The sequence below is a fragment of the Rothia kristinae genome (genome assembly GCF_016028855.1).
GTDB lineage: Bacteria > Actinomycetota > Actinomycetes > Actinomycetales > Micrococcaceae > Rothia > Rothia kristinae.
This window is the reverse complement of sequence record NZ_CP065738.1, coordinates 1,916,219-1,930,111: the sequence shown is the minus strand read 5'-3', so window position 1 is coordinate 1,930,111 and position 13,893 is coordinate 1,916,219. Positions and strand designations below refer to the sequence as shown.

Below are 13,893 nucleotides of genomic sequence, written 5' to 3'. Positions count from 1 at the left end.
GGTGAGGGGTGGTCAGGGCGCGGGCCGGGGCTGAGGTTCGCAGCGGGTGAGCACGTCGGGGCCGAGGATCTCGACGCCGCGCGCGGCGTCGGAGATGCCGGGTCCGGTGCGGTCGGTGCGCCAGCGCCGGGCCTCGCCCAGCCCGCCCACGCCCAGCGGGCCGATGGCGGGGGCGCCTTCCCCGAGGAGCAGGGGCGCGCGGTACCACCACAGCTCGTCCACGAGGTCCGCGGCGAGGAAGGCGGTGAGCAGGGTGGGCCCGCCTTCCAGCAGCACGTGCTCGACGCCGCGCTCGCGCAGCCGCCGCAGGGCCTCGACCGGGTCGCGGGTGTCCAGGCGCAGGGCTCCGCCGTCGCGGGTGAGGGCGGCGGTGTCCGGCAGGGTGCGGCGTCCCATGACCGCCCGCAGCGGCTGATGCGCCAGGGACGCGCCCGTCTCGTCCCGGGCAGTGAGCCGGGGGTCATCGGCCAGGGCGGTGCCGGTGCCCACCAGCACCGCGTCCACCCGGGCGCGCAGCCGGTGGGCGTGGGCGCGGGCCTCGGGCCCGGTGATCCACCGGCTGGTCCCATCGGCCGCGGCGACGAAGCCGTCGGCGGTGCTCGCGGTCTTGGCGGTCACGAAGGGACGGTCCTCGGCGCGGGCGCGGGTCCAGCGGTGGTTCAGCTCCCGCGCCTGCTCGGGCAGCACCCCGGTGATCACCTCGACGCCGGCCGCACACAGGCGGGCCGCTCCCCCGGCGCCGCCCCCGGTGGGATCCGGGGCGCCGATGATCACCCGGGTGACACCGGCGGCGAGGATCGCCTCGGTGCACGGGCCGGTGCGCCCGGTGTGATCGCACGGCTCCAGCGTCACGCACAGGGTCGCCCCGCGCGGGTCGGTTCCGGCGCGCCGAGCCGCGGCCAGCGCGTCCGGCTCGGCGTGGGCCGTGCCGGCCCCGCGGTGGTGGCCCACAGCCAGCACGGTGCCGTCCCGATCCGCGAGCACCGCCCCGACCAGCGGGTTCGCCCCGCGGGGGCCTCGGGCGGCCTCGGCCAGGGCGAGGCCCATCAGCCGCTCCTCCGCGCTCGACCCGGACGATCGCCCGCTCCCGGCACGGGCGTTCGGTGCCGGGCTCATCGGCGCTCGGTGGAGGACTCGGCGGGGGTCTCGGCTGCGCCGCCGGCCACCTCCACGGTGGGGTCCGGGAAGCGGGTCTCAACCCGCACCCGGTCCTCCCGGCGTCGGGTGCGCCACCAGACGAAGAAGCCGGTGAGGGTGAAGCAGCCGTAGAAGAGGTACATCAGCCCGGAGGCGTAGTACCCGGCGGAGAACAGCAGGGGCACCCCGACCACATCCACGGCCACCCAGATCAGCCAGAACTCCACCCAGCCGCGGGCCATGCCCCAGGTGGCCAGCAGGGAGCCGACGAAGATCCAGGCGTCGGACCAGACCGGCTCGTAGGAGCCCAGGGCCCGGAACACCGGGGTCAGGGCGGCGGTGCCGCCGAAGAGCAGGACCACCAGCAGCACCCGCTCCCGGGTGCTGGCCCAGCGCGGGGTGACGGCGGCGCCGTCCTGCCCGCGGGCTGCCCGCCACTGCCACCAGCCGTAGACGGAGACGATGATGAACATGACCTGGCGCCCGGCCTGGCCGAGGATGTTCACGGGATTCGGGGAGCCGAACACGGCGCCGAGGAACACCGTGAACAGCAGCAGGTTGCCGATGATGCCCACCGGCCAGGCCCAGACCTTCCGGCGCATGCCGCCCAGGGCCGAGGCCAGGCCGAAGAGGTTGCCGATCACTTCGCGCCACAGGATGAACCCACCGCCGATGGTGAGCTGGGCGTCGAAGAGCCACCGCAGGAAGTCCATGTTCTCTCCTTCTCGAGGACCGCGGAGGCCCCGGGGAGAACACACGCGCGCCGAGCTGGCGGGTCTTGCGCCGGGTGCGTCGGCGGACGCCCCTGGACGGGACGACGGCGACACCCCGCGCGCACCCCGTTCAACGGGTCGCGGTGGGCTCGTGCACCTTCATCCAGACTGTGACTGTCGGTTCCGGAATTCCACCGGATCAGCCGGGATGGCCCCTGATCTCAGGGCCGTCCCGGTTCGCGGACTCTACCGCCGGTTCGGAGTTTCACCGACCCCCGGAGCACGATTGCGCCACCCACTATGCCACACCCTCCCGAAAGGCGTGCCGCAGGCCACGATGCGGCATCATCCGCGGACACCCGAGGAAACAATCCGTCGCACCGCACCGTTACACCCAAGAGACCGCCACCTCACCGTCGATCCCGAGGAGCATCCATGAGCCATCACCCCGCCGATTCCGCCCGCAAAGCCGCCGCCGACCACCAGGATTCCCAGGAGCACCCCGACGCCCAGCCGGTGCGCGTGGGCATCACCGGGGCCACGGGACTGATCGGCGGCGGGGTCTCCCGCCTGCTGCAGGAGCGCGGGATCCCCCACCGCCTGCTGGTGCGCCGCCCCGAGGCCGTGCGGCAGCGGGTGGAAGACTCCGAGGGTCTGCTGGAGGCCGCCCGCGGGGACTTCGCCGACCCGGCAGGTCTGCGCGAGGCCATGACCGGGCTGGACACCGTGTTCATGGTCTCGATCACCGAGGCCGCGCACCGGGACGAGCAGCAGATCGACGCCGTCGCGGCCGCCTCCGCCGCCGGGGTGCGCCACCTGGTCTACCTGTCCTTCGCCCACCCGGGCCCGGAGGCCACCTTCACCTTCGCCCGCACCCACGGGATCACCGAGGCCGCGATCCGGGCCACCGGCATGCGCCACACGTTCCTGCGGGACAACTTCTACCTGGACGTGTTCGAGGACTTCGCCGGGCAGGACCGGGTGATCCGGGGGCCCGCCGGGACCGGGCGGGTCGCGGCGGTGGCCCGCACCGACGTCATCGACGCCGCCGCCGCGGTGCTCGCCGATCCGGGCGCCCACGAGGACCGCGCCTACACGCTCACCGGCCCGGAGGCGCTGACCATGACCGAGGCGGCCCGGATCATGTCCGAGGCCACGGGTGAGGACTACCGGTTTCAGGATGAGACCCTCGAGCAGGCCCGGGCCTCCCGCGCCGGATACGGAGCCCCGGAGTGGGAGCTGGAGGCCTGGATCTCCACCTACACCGCGATCGCCGCGGGTGAGCTCGCGGAGGTCACCGACGACGTCGAACGGCTCACCGGGCATCCCCCGCTGAGCCTGGAGCAGGTCATGAGCGGGCGGCGGATCGCCTGAGCGCGGCGATGGCCTCCGCCGGATCCTGCGCGCCGTAGACCGCGGAGCCGGCGACGAACACGTCCGCCCCCGCCTCGGCGGCCCGGGCGATCGTCGCCTCGGAGATCCCGCCGTCCACCTGGAGGGCCACCGGTGTCGGCGCGCCCTTCAGCGCCCGGGCGGCCCGCCGGATCTTCGGCAGGGTCACGTCCAGGAACGCCTGGCCTCCGAAGCCCGGCTCCACCGTCATCACCAGGAGCATGTCCAGCTCCCCGCCGGCCAGCAGATCCAGGTACGGCTCCACCGGCGTGGCCGGTCGCAGGGCCATCCCGGCCTGCGCCCCGTTCGAACGCAGCTGCCGGGCCAGCTTGATCGGGGCGATCGCGGCCTCGGCGTGGAAGGTCACGGACTCGCAGCCGATCTCCGCGTAGCGCGGGGCCCAGCGGTCCGCGTCCTCGATCATCAGGTGCACGTCGAAGGGCACCGGGGAGACCTCCCGCAGCCGCTGCACCACCGGCGGACCCCACGTGAGGTTCGGGACGAAGTGGTTGTCCATGACGTCGATGTGCGCGGCGTCGGCGGTGGAGATCGCGGCCAGCTCCTCGCCCAGCCGGGCGAAGTCCGCGGAGAGGATGGAGGGGTGGATGCGCAGGTGGGTCACGGCGGGTGCTCCTCGGGTCGTCGATGCCCGGCCCATTCTTCCAGGTCGGGCGGGTCGGCCTCAGCTCCGGCGCAGCAACCGCCCGATCAGACGCGGCGCAGCAGCCGCCGTTGATCAGATGCGGCGCAGCAGCCGCCGTTGATCAGATGCGGCGCAGCAGCGCCAGGAACATCGCGTCCGTGCCGTGCACGTGCGGCCACAGCTGCACCGTGGAGGCCCGGTCCTGACCCTCGGCCGGGGCGAGGTCCGGGGCCGTGAGCCCCGGGTCCTTCTCCCCGTCCAGGGCGTGCGGCAGGGCCGCGTCGCGGGTGATCGCCGCGGTGTCCAGCAGCTGCACCTGCCCGGTCTCCAGCAGGTCCGCCAGCACGTTCTGCGTCTCCGCGGCGTGCGGGGAGCAGGTCACGTAGGCGATGACCCCGCCGGGGCGGGTCACCTCGATCGCGGCCCGGCCCAGCTGGGTCTGCAGCTCCAGCAGCTCGGCCACGTCCGCGGGCTGCTTGCGCCAGCGCGCCTCGGGACGACGACGCAGCGCCCCCAAGCCGGTGCACGGGGCGTCCACGAGCACGCGGTCGAAGATCTCCCCGGACTCCCCGAAGGCCTCCACGGCCAGGGAGGTCTGCTCCGGCAGCTGCTCGGCATCGGCCAGGGTCTCCCGGATCCGCCGTCCGTCCCCGGTCAGCACCGCATACCGGGCGGGGTCCAGGGGCCGCAGGGAGGTGCGCACCAGCTCGGCCCGGTGCGGGGCCGACTCGTTGGCCACCAGCTCCGCGCCGCGCTGCTGGGCCAGGGCCCCCAGCAGCGCGGCCTTCCCGCCGGGACCGGCGCACAGGTCCAGCCAGCGCCCGTCCTCCCCCTCCAGGGGTGCGGCGGCCAGGGCGCGGGCCACCAGCTGGGAGCCGACGTCCTGGGCGCGCACGGTCCCCTCCCGCACGGTCTCCAGGCGGCCGATGTCCCCGTGCCGGTAGGTCGCGGCCCCCGGCACCAGGGTGCTCGCCTCGGCGCCGCTGCGCTCGGCCTCCTCCAGGGACCCCAGCCCGGGCAGGGCCACCAGGTGCACCACGGGGGCCGCGTTGTCCGCGGCCAGCAGCTGCTCGATCTCGGTGGGCACCCGGCCGTGGGCGGCCAGGGCCTGGCGCAGGGCCCGCACGATCCACACCGGGTGGGACCGCTCCAGGGCCAGCCGGCGGGTCTCATCCGTGAGATCCGCGGTCAGCTCGGTGAGCCACTGCTCCCGGGTCCTCTCGCTGACCCGGCGCAGCACGGCGTTGACCATCCCGGCCGGGCCCGCCCCGACGACGGCGCGGGTCAGGCCCACGGTCTCGTTGATCGCGGCGTGGGCGGCGGTGCGCATGCCCAGCAGCTGGTGGGCGCCCAGGCGCAGCACGGTCAGCACCTTCGCGTCCAGGCGTGCCAGGGGCCGGTCCACGCACCGGGCGAGGATCGCGTCGTAGAGCCCCTGTTCGCGCAGGGTGCCGTAGGTCAGCTCGGTGGCCCAGGCGGCGTCGCGCTGGTCCAGGCGGTGGCGCCGGATGGACCGGGGCAGCACCAGGTTGGCGTAGGCGTCCTCGGTCTGCACGGCCTGCAGGGTCTCGAAGGCGACCAGGCGCGCCGGGTCCCCCGTGCGACGCCGCTGGCTGGGAGCGGTGCGGGAGAAGTCCCGCTGCGGCCCGGCCCCGCGGTGGCGCTGGCGCCCCTTGGCGTTGCGCCGCTCCCCCGGGCGGGCCTGCCCACCGCGTCCGGGCCCGGAGCCCGCGTTCCCGCCGCGTCCGCCGCCCTGCTGTGCGCTCATGCGAACTCCACGCTCCCCTCATCCAGGCGTGCGGATCCCCGCGCCCAGTCGGGCGCGGCCATCATCTTCTTCCCCGCGGGCTGGATCCTGCCCAGCCGCAGATCCCCGTCCCCGGCGCTGACCAGCACCTGCCGGCCCTCCAGACGCACGGTGCCGGGGCGGTGCCCCGACGAGGCGCCGACGGGCACGAGCCCGGCGACCTTGACCCGCTGCCCCTCCAGCGTGGTCCACGCCCCGGGCTCCGGGGTGGTGCCGCGCACCAGGGCGGCCACCTGCTCCGACGGGGCCTGCCAGTCGATGCGGGCCTGCTCGGCGGTGAGCTTGGCCGCGGTGGTGGGCTGCCCCTCCTGCGGGGTGGGGCGGTCGGTGCCCTCGGCGATCTCCCCGAGGGTGCGCGCCAGCAGGGGCCCGCCCGCCGCGGAGAGCCGATCGAGCATGGTCCCGGCGTCGTCCTCCGGGCCCACCGGCTCGGTGAGGCGGTGGTAGACGGGACCGGTGTCCAGGCCCCGCTCGATCCGGAAGGTGCAGGCGGTCAGCTCCCGCTCCCCGGCCATCAGCGCCCGCTGCACCGGAGCGGCCCCGCGCCAGCGCGGCAGGTCCGAGTAGTGCAGGTTGATCCACCCCTTCGGCACGGCCTCCAGGGCGCGCTCGGGCAGGATCGCCCCGTAGGCGACCACGGCCGCGGCCTCGGGGGCCAGGGCGGTCACCGCGGCGTGCGCGGCGTCGTCGTAGCGGTTGGCCCGGATCACCGGCAGGCCCAGCTCCTCGGCGCGTGCGGCCACCGGGGACGGGGTGAGCACGCGTTTGCGCCCCACCGGGGCATCCTCCCGGGTGAGCACCCCCACGACCTCGATCCGCCCGGTGGCATCGGCCAGCAGGGCCTCCAGGGGGGCGACGGCGGTGGCCGGGGTCCCGGCGTAGAGCACGCGCATCAGCGGCCACCCCCGAAGGAGGCGCCGGGCGCGACGGAGGCCCCGGCGCCGAAGGCCGAGGAGACCCGGCCGGAGCGCTGCCCGGTGACCGCCTGGGAGCGGCTCCCGAAGTCCCGGTCCCGCAGCTGGCGCATGATCCGGCGGCGGTCCTCCCCGCGCACCCGATCCACGTACAGGGTGCCGTCCAGGTGGTCGGTCTCGTGCTGCAGGCACCGGGCCAGCAGTCCCTCCCCGGCCACGTCCACGGGCCGCCCGTGCACGTCGGTGCCGGTGACCCGCGCCCAGCGGGCCCGCGGGGTCTCGGCGGACAGCCCCGGCACGGACAGGCAGCCCTCCCCGCCCTCCTGGGGGTCCTCGGAGACCTCCAGGACGGGGTTCAGCACGTGTCCGACGGGCCCGTCGACACCTTCCAGGCCCCAGACGAACAGGCGCAGCTCCACGCCGACCTGCGGGGCGGCCAGGCCGACCCCTCCGACGTCGAACATGGTCTCGAGCATGTCCTCGATGAGCTTGGCCAGCTCGGCGTCGGGGGTCCCGACGGGGCGGCAGGCGGTGCGCAGCACGGGATCTCCGATGGTGCGCACGGGGAGGATGGTCATGAGGCCCTCCTGGTGGTCGTGGGATCGGCGGTCACAGGTTCCGGCGTGTCGGCGGGTGCCGCGTCGGGTTTCCGATGGGGCGGGGGGACGACGGCCATCAGCGGCGGCAGGGCGGCCTCGCGGGTCAGTTGGGCGAGCTCGTGGTGGTGCTGCCACACGCGGCGCAGCGCGCAGAAGGAGCGCCAGTGGTGGCGCAGCAGCTCCGGGTTGGCCTGCTGGGCCCGGACCTCGGTCTCCCCCAGGGCCACCCCCAGCAGCACCGGCGCGTCGCCGTAGGCCCACGGCTCCCAGGTGCCGGCGGCGGGATCCACCAGGGACTCCTCGGCCTTGACCCCGGCCACCAGCTGCATGATGACCTTCTCGTCCAGGGCCTTGACGCGGCCCTTGCGGTCGGTGCCCTTGGTCTTGTAGTCGATGATGCACACCCGCCCGCCGATCCGGGCGACCAGATCCAGGGTCCCGGCGTAGCCGACGGTCCGGTTCCACACGGTGATCTCCGGGGCCAGCGGCTCCGGGCGGTAGGCCTCCCACCATTCGTCGAAGCGATCAGCCCAGGCGGTCTCCTGATGCAGCATCAGCGCCTCCCGGGCGCCGTCGACGTCGTGCTCCCGGCCCATGGCCCGCAGGGCGACGGCCTCGCAGTAGGCGTGCACGCGATCCCCGCGGGCGGCGGCCTGGTCCCGGTAGCGCTCGGCGGCCAGGGCGGCGTCGCGGATGACGGCGTGGCGCAGCCCCGCCGAGCGCCCGGCGCGCAGTGCCCGGTCATCCTCCAGCACGGCCTTGGCCGCCATGTACCCGTGCCAGCCGCCCAGGTCCGTGGCCTGCTGGCCGATGACCGTGGTGATCGAGGGGACCTCGGGCTCGCCGCCGTCCGCGCGGGCGTACATGCGACCGTGCTCGGTCTGCGTGGCGAGCCGGGGCTGGGTCATGGAAGGGGTGCTCCTGGGCAGGGGACGGAAGGGTCGCCGCCGGATGGCGCGGCACGCACCGGGCGCGACGCCGGGCAGCGTGAACGGAAAAGACCCCCGCCGGAATCGGTTCCGGCGGGGGCCTTCGCGGCTCCGGCGGGGAGCCTGTTCGTGCGCGATGCTGGGTTCGAACCAGCGACCTCTTCGGTGTGAACGAAGCGCGCTACCACTGCGCCAATCGCGCTCGGCACTCCCAGAACTATACACACCGGGTCGAGGGCCCGCAAATCCGGAGATCCCCTTCTTCACATGGCGTATCCCACAGTGAGGCGTCGGCGGTCAGGGCCCCTGACCGCGGCCCGTCGAGGCGGCGCGATCCGCGGAATTCCGGGGCGGACGCGGGGTTCGACCGGCGCCGGGGCCTCGATTTTGCATCTCCGCGCCGGGTGTGTAGAGTATTCACCTGTCAGCGCGACGGACTCCCCCGGAGGACGGCGAGCCGCACGAATGTGAGCGGCAGGCAGACATGCGGTTGTAGCTCAGTTGGTAGAGCACCACCTTGCCAAGGTGGATGTCGCGAGTTCAAGTCTCGTCAACCGCTCGGATACCGCTCCGCTTCGCGTGGAGCACGGACCCCTAAGTCCCCGACCGGACGATGGTGAGGTGGTCGAGTGGTTAGGCAGCGGCCTGCAAAGCCGTGTACGCGGGTTCGAATCCCGTCCTCACCTCGCAGATCATGACGCTGTTCATGCTTCTCGCGCGATTGGCGCAGCGGTAGCGCGCTTCCCTGACACGGAAGAGGTCACTGGTTCGATCCCAGTATCGCGCACGTTTCAAGGAGAAAGCCCCGGATCCCCTCCAGGATCCGGGGCTTTCTCCGTCTCCGCGCCCGCTGGCCTCCCCCGGCGCACTCCTCGCGTGGCCACCCCTCACGAGTTGCCCGTGCTGCTCCGGCGTCCGCCTCAGATCAGGCCCGCCACGCCCCGGACCACGGCCAGCACGGCACCGGCCCCGGCCAGCAGCAGGGACAGCGTGCGCGCCGCCGACGCCGCGATGACCCTGCCCAGCCGGGCGCCCAGCGGCAGCCCGACCAGGACGGCCGCGGCGATCCCGAGGAACAGCCACGCGGAGGGCAGATGCGCCGGGTGGGCCGCCCCGAGGAGCAGCTTCGCCCCCACGGAGGTCACGGCCAGGCTCATGAACAGCGGCTGCGTGGTCGCGGCGTAGGCCCGCTGATCCCAGCCGGTGATCCGCGCGAACAGCACGACGGCGGGGGCCGCCACCCCGGCGGTGACGTTGAGCAGCCCCGCCGCGATTCCAGCGGCGACCCCCGCCCCGGGGCCGCGCCTCCTGCGCGGGGCCGCCGAGGTGAGGATCACCGCCATCGCCAGCAGCACGACCCCGCCGACCACCACCTGGAGCACGGCGGCCGGCAGGGCTCGGACCAGCAGCGCCCCGGGCACCGTGCCCACCAGGGACCACGCAAACAGGCGGGCCCAGGTGGCCCAGTCCGCCTCCCGGCGCATCGCCACGGTCAGCATCGTCGCGGAGACGAAGGTGGTCATGTTCGTCAGCAGCACCCCGTCCGCCCCGCCCAGCAGCAGCGCGAACACGGGGGCGACCAACAGGCCCACCCCGGTGCCGCAGATGCGCTGCAGCACGGTGCCCACCAGCACGGCGGGCAGCACCAGCCAGGCCACGGATCCGACCCGAGCCGCTCAAGCGGTCCCGGGGGTGCCGCCCTCGCGGGCCAGCGCCGTGAGGCGGGAGACCGCCCGGTAGTACTTCTTCTGGTAGCCCCCGGCCATCATCTCCTCGGTGAAGACCCGGTCGAAGGGCACCCCGGAGGAGACGATCGGCAGGTCCTTGTCGTAGAGGCGATCGGCCAGGACCACGAAGCGCAGGGCCACCGCCTGGGCCGTGATGGTCTGCACCCCGCGCCAGGCGATCCCATCCAGCCCGTCGATCATCTGCCGGTAGCGGCTGGGATGGACCTGGGACAGGTGCTCGATCAGGGCGGAGAAGTCGTCCACGGCCACCGTCTGCTCCGGCTCGAAGGCCGCGGCGACGGCGTCGTCGAATTCGGCCTCCTCCACCGGCCGGGGCGCTTCGGGCAGGCCGCGGTGCCGGTAGTCCTCGCCGTCGATGCGGATGACCTCGAACTGGTCCGCCAGCACCTGGATCTCCCGCTGGAAGTCCGCGGCGGCGAAGCGGCCCTCCCCGAGGGAGCCGGGCAGGGTGTTGGAGGTCGCGGCCAGCTTCACCCCGGCGTCGGACAGCTCCCGCATCAGCCGGGACATCAGGACTGTGTCCCCGGGGTCGTCCAGCTCGAACTCGTCGATGCACACCAGGGTGTAGCCGCTGACCGCCTCGACGGTCTTGCGGAAGGTCAGCGCCCCCACCAGGTTGGTGTACTCCACGAAGGTGCCGAAGGCCGCGGGCCCCGGCACGGCGTGGAACAGGGAGGCCAGCAGGTGGGTCTTGCCGACGCCGAAGCCGCCGTCCAGGTAGATCCCGGCCTTCCCGGCGGCACCCTTGCCGCCGCGGCCGAACAGCTTCCCGAACAGCCCCCCGCCCCCACCGCCGCCGCGGCCGACGCCGCGGGCGAAGTCGCGCAGGGCCTGGACCGCGGCGGCCTGGGAGGGCTGGTCGGGGTCCGGGATGTAGGTGTCGAAGGAGACCTCGCCGAAGCGCTCGGAGGGCCGGAAGCCCTCCAGCAGCTGCTCGGCGGAGACGCGGGGACGGCGGTCGGTCAGGTGGACGGTCTCAGGCACCGGACTCCTCGGGGGACGGGGGATGGCTGCGGATCGGTCGGGCGCGCCGCGGATGTGCGGATCGCCACGCCGAGTCTATCCCCTGCCCGTGCCTACAGTGGTGCCGACGGCGTCCGGGCCGGCCCCGCCTCTCGCGGGCAGCTCCGGGCCCGGCACTGCGCATCCAGCATCGTCCCCGATTCCGGGAGAAAGGCAGCGGTTCCCATGGCCAAGAAGAAGCAACAGCACGGGGCGACGGCGGCGGTGCGCGCCCTGACCGAGGCGGGGGTGGCGTTCACCGAGCTGCCCTACGAGCACGAGGAGGGCGCGGGCTTCGGCGCGGAGGCAGCGGCCAAGCTGGGCCGGGACCCGGGCCAGGTGTACAAGACCCTGATGATCACCCACGACGGCCAGTTCGCCCTCGGGGTGGTGCCCGTGGCGGGGAAGCTGGACATGAAGGCGGCCGCGGCGGCGATGGGCTGGAAGTCCGCGAGCATGGCGGATCCGGCGGTGGCGCAGAAGCGCAGCGGATACGTGGTCGGCGGGATCTCGCCGCTGGGCCAGAAGACCCCGGTCACGGTGCTGCTGGACTCAGGGGCCCAGGCCTTCGAGACCGTGCTGGTCTCCGGGGGCAAGCGCGGCTTCGACGTTGAGCTGGCCCCGGCGGACCTGCTGGCGGTCACCGGCGGGCGCTACGCGCCCATCGCCCAGGGCTGAGCCGCGCCCCTCACCCCAGCTGGGCCGGCAGCCACTCCAGGACGGCGGCCTCCCAGCGGGCCGGGTCCACGTTCCACTCCTTGGTGTGCCGGGCCTTCTGGAACGGCACGAGCGTGACCCGCGGGCTGCGCTCGGCCAGCTCCATCGACGCCGAAGCCGGCACATACTCGTCGTCCACGGAGTGCAGGATCAGCGTCGGCACGCGCAGCTCGGCGCTGCGGGTGATCCAGTCCAGATCCGTCAGCCGGATGGGGTGGTCCAGCCCCGTCATGAGGGTGGCCCGCTGGGCGCTGAGCAGATCGGCCACCAGCTGGCCCAGGCGCAGGGGCAGGCGGTACTGCCGGGTGTGGAAGCGGATCAGCTCGAACCAGTCCACCACCGGCCCGTCCAGGACCAGCGCCCGGATCCGCTCGGCGTCCGGGGACTTGTCCGCGGTCTGCAGCGCGATCGCCCCGCCCATGGACCAGCCGAACAGCACGAGGTCCCGGGCCCCGTGGGCCAGGGCGTATTCGACGGCCACCTGCACGTCCTGCCACTCCGTGAAGCCCAGGCCGTAGCGGCCGTCGGCGGAGGCCGGGGCGTCGGAGTCGTTGCGGTAGGTCACGTGCAGGCTGGTCAGGCCCAGCCGCTGGGTGGTGGCCAGAGCACGCAGGGTCTCCTGACGGCTGGCCCCGCGCCCGTGCACCATGATCGCCCAGGTCTGCCCGGAGGAGCCGGCGGGGGCGGGGACCAGCCAGGCCGGGGCCTCCCCGACCGGCAGGTCCAGGGTCACCTCCTCGAACGGGTACCCGGCGTCGGCCGGATCCCACCAGATGGCCCCGGACCAGCGGACCTTCTTCGCCGCCCCGAGATCCCCCGACTCCACGTGCTCCACGGCCCGCACCACCGTGCCCAGCTTGGGCGAGTAGGAGAGGATCTCCCCGAGACGGGCCTGCGAGCGCCCGCCGTCGAAGGAGATCTGGTACCGCCCGGGGACCAGGGTCTCCGCGTTCGCCGGCAGCGTGACGCTGGTGGGTGTTCTGCCCTCCTCCGGGTCGGGGGTGTCGAAGCCGACGCCGAGGATCGGCAGCACCTCGCTGCTGGTCGGCGTCGGCGGGGTCACGGACATGCGGGCGTAGTAGCCGGCGATGCCGGCCGCGGCGGTGGCGCCGAGACCCGTCAGGGCGCCACCGGCGATCAGGCCGGTGCGCAGGCCGGCCCGCCAGGACCGGGAGCCCAGGGCTCGGCGCAGGCCGGTGTGCGGGGTCGACGCGGTGCTCGTCATGGCTCTCCTCTCCCGCCCGCCGGGGACGCGGGCGCGGACTCCCCCATCATCGCCGATCCCGCGGGGAGATCGGTAGGCTGTGCCCATGAGCACAGTACTGGTGGTGACCGAGAAGACCCTCGGCGAGCAGGAGATCGAGAACATCCGCATCGCGGGCGGCGCGGCGGCCGACCCGCGCGGGGACGCGGATCCGGGACGCCCCGCCCCGACGGTGCGCCTGCTGGTCCCGGCCCAGCTGCGCCAGCCGCAGTGGATGGAATTCCTGGACCGTCTCACGCTGTTGCAGTTCAGTGAGGCCGCGGACGTGTTCTCCTCCTCGGAGAAGGGCCCGCAGACCCTGGAGGCCGAGGCCCAGGAGATCCTGGATACCTCCCTCGAGGTGCTGCGCGGCGCGGGACTGACCGCCTCGGGACGCACCAGCACGGGCGACCCGGTGGAGGCCATGGCCGAGGAGATCCGGGATGGCGCCACCCAGGCGCTGATCATCACGGATCCGCACCCGGTGCAGGACACGTTCAACATCGGCTGGTCCAACACCGCGGAGAAGACCCTGGGGGTGCCCGTGCTGCACCTGTACTGGGGCACAGGACATGTGGATGACTGAGCAGCAGAACCAGCAGAACAGCCCCTTCGACCGTCGGGCCCCCGGGCCGCTGGGTGATCCCGGGCGGCGCACGGAGGCGGACTGGCGGGAGATCCTCTCCCCCGAGGAGTACGCTGTGCTGCGCGAGGCCGGCACCGAACGTCCCTTCACAGGCCGCTACTGGGACGAGTTCTCGCCCGGAACCTATTCGTGCCGGGCCTGCGGGGCGCAGCTGTTCTCCGCCCAGACCAAGTTCGACGCCCGCTGCGGCTGGCCGTCCTTCTTCGCGCCCCTGGCCGAGGATCGGGTCCGCTACATCCGGGACTCCTCGCTGGGCATGGAGCGGATCGAGGTGCGCTGCGCGTCCTGCGACTCGCACCTGGGGCACGTCTTCGAGGGCGAGGGGCTGGGCACGCCGACGGATCTTCGCTACTGCATGAACTCGGTGAGCCTGGACTTCACCCCGGAGCAGGCCTGATCCCCA

14 protein-coding genes, 4 tRNA genes and 1 riboswitch are annotated in these 13,893 nt (G+C 73.8%); of the genes, 7 read left to right on the top strand and 11 right to left on the bottom strand.

What is annotated here, in order from left to right; translation table 11 throughout:
- Positions 1-12: 12 nt before the first annotated feature.
- Entirely contained in the window at positions 13-1,116 is a 1,104-nt protein-coding gene (gene ribD / locus I6G21_RS08510) for a bifunctional diaminohydroxyphosphoribosylaminopyrimidine deaminase/5-amino-6-(5-phosphoribosylamino)uracil reductase RibD (protein ID WP_269148339.1), read from the bottom strand.
- Positions 1,113-1,850, bottom strand: a complete 738-nt coding sequence (gene pnuC / locus I6G21_RS08505; protein WP_129357571.1) for a nicotinamide riboside transporter PnuC — start codon at positions 1,848-1,850, stop codon at positions 1,113-1,115. Before pnuC ends, ribD begins: the two co-directional genes overlap by 4 nt.
- A 148-nt stretch (positions 1,851-1,998) precedes the next feature.
- A riboswitch (FMN riboswitch) is annotated at positions 1,999-2,137 on the bottom strand.
- Positions 2,138-2,285: 148 nt separating this feature from the next.
- On the opposite strand from pnuC, the gene I6G21_RS08500 reads away from it, so the two are divergent.
- Positions 2,286-3,224, top strand: coding sequence for an SDR family oxidoreductase (locus I6G21_RS08500; RefSeq protein WP_100463581.1), 939 nt, complete (start codon positions 2,286-2,288; stop codon positions 3,222-3,224).
- Here I6G21_RS08500 and rpe read toward each other — a convergent pair.
- The 6 genes from rpe to I6G21_RS08470 all read right to left on the bottom strand — a co-directional run bounded on the left by rpe (position 3,199) and on the right by I6G21_RS08470 (position 8,336).
- Positions 3,199-3,900, bottom strand: a complete 702-nt coding sequence (rpe, locus tag I6G21_RS08495; RefSeq protein WP_129357572.1) for a ribulose-phosphate 3-epimerase — start codon at positions 3,898-3,900, stop codon at positions 3,199-3,201. The genes I6G21_RS08500 and rpe overlap by 26 nt on opposite strands.
- A 106-nt stretch (positions 3,901-4,006) precedes the next feature.
- Positions 4,007-5,653 (bottom strand): RsmB/NOP family class I SAM-dependent RNA methyltransferase, encoded by a 1,647-nt coding sequence (locus tag I6G21_RS08490; protein WP_129357573.1) that lies wholly within the window; start codon positions 5,651-5,653, stop codon positions 4,007-4,009.
- A complete protein-coding gene (gene fmt / locus I6G21_RS08485) occupies positions 5,650-6,585 on the bottom strand; it encodes a methionyl-tRNA formyltransferase (RefSeq protein ID WP_129357574.1) in 936 nt (311 codons plus the stop codon). The genes I6G21_RS08490 and fmt overlap by 4 nt, the downstream gene beginning before the upstream one ends.
- Entirely contained in the window at positions 6,585-7,184 is a 600-nt protein-coding gene (def, locus tag I6G21_RS08480; RefSeq protein ID WP_075513899.1) for a peptide deformylase, read from the bottom strand. Before def ends, fmt begins: the two co-directional genes overlap by 1 nt.
- Positions 7,181-8,113: a PD-(D/E)XK nuclease family protein gene (locus tag I6G21_RS08475; protein ID WP_129357575.1), complete on the bottom strand. Its 933-nt coding sequence runs from the start codon at positions 8,111-8,113 to the stop codon at positions 7,181-7,183. The genes def and I6G21_RS08475 overlap by 4 nt, the downstream gene beginning before the upstream one ends.
- A gap of 151 nt (positions 8,114-8,264) precedes the next feature.
- Positions 8,265-8,336 (bottom strand) — tRNA-Val (locus I6G21_RS08470).
- 284 nt (positions 8,337-8,620) lie between these two features.
- On the opposite strand from I6G21_RS08470, the gene I6G21_RS08465 reads away from it, so the two are divergent.
- The 3 genes from I6G21_RS08465 to I6G21_RS08455 all read left to right on the top strand — a co-directional run bounded on the left by I6G21_RS08465 (position 8,621) and on the right by I6G21_RS08455 (position 8,921).
- Positions 8,621-8,693 (top strand) — tRNA-Gly (locus I6G21_RS08465).
- A gap of 56 nt (positions 8,694-8,749) precedes the next feature.
- Positions 8,750-8,820: transfer RNA gene (locus I6G21_RS08460), tRNA-Cys, on the top strand.
- 29 nt (positions 8,821-8,849) lie between these two features.
- Positions 8,850-8,921, top strand: a tRNA-Val gene (locus tag I6G21_RS08455).
- Between the two features lie 133 nt (positions 8,922-9,054).
- Here I6G21_RS08455 and I6G21_RS08450 read toward each other — a convergent pair.
- Together I6G21_RS08450 and zapE are read right to left on the bottom strand one after the other, a co-directional pair.
- A complete protein-coding gene (locus tag I6G21_RS08450) occupies positions 9,055-9,792 on the bottom strand; it encodes a TSUP family transporter (protein ID WP_058730315.1) in 738 nt (245 codons plus the stop codon).
- Between the two features lie 18 nt (positions 9,793-9,810).
- The gene (gene zapE, locus I6G21_RS08445; protein WP_129357576.1) at positions 9,811-10,866 is read right to left on the bottom strand and encodes a cell division protein ZapE; all 1,056 of its coding nucleotides are present in this window, start codon (positions 10,864-10,866) and stop codon (positions 9,811-9,813) included.
- Between the two features lie 204 nt (positions 10,867-11,070).
- Here zapE and ybaK point away from each other — a divergent pair, with 204 nt between their 5' ends.
- Positions 11,071-11,562, top strand: coding sequence for a Cys-tRNA(Pro) deacylase (gene ybaK / locus I6G21_RS08440; RefSeq protein WP_058731812.1), 492 nt, complete (start codon positions 11,071-11,073; stop codon positions 11,560-11,562).
- Between the two features lie 10 nt (positions 11,563-11,572).
- Here ybaK and I6G21_RS08435 read toward each other — a convergent pair whose 3' ends face one another.
- Complete coding sequence (locus I6G21_RS08435) at positions 11,573-12,826, bottom strand: alpha/beta hydrolase family protein (protein ID WP_058731813.1); 1,254 nt, start codon at positions 12,824-12,826, stop codon at positions 11,573-11,575.
- Positions 12,827-12,911: 85 nt separating this feature from the next.
- Between I6G21_RS08435 and I6G21_RS08430 the strand changes: the two genes are divergently transcribed.
- Positions 12,912-13,430 carry a hypothetical protein gene (locus tag I6G21_RS08430; protein WP_100514587.1) on the top strand — a complete coding sequence of 173 codons (519 nt, stop codon included), beginning with the start codon at positions 12,912-12,914 and terminating at the stop codon, positions 13,428-13,430.
- Entirely contained in the window at positions 13,423-13,887 is a 465-nt protein-coding gene (msrB, locus tag I6G21_RS08425) for a peptide-methionine (R)-S-oxide reductase MsrB (protein WP_081046413.1), read from the top strand. Before I6G21_RS08430 ends, msrB begins: the two co-directional genes overlap by 8 nt.
- Positions 13,888-13,893 lie beyond the last annotated feature (6 nt).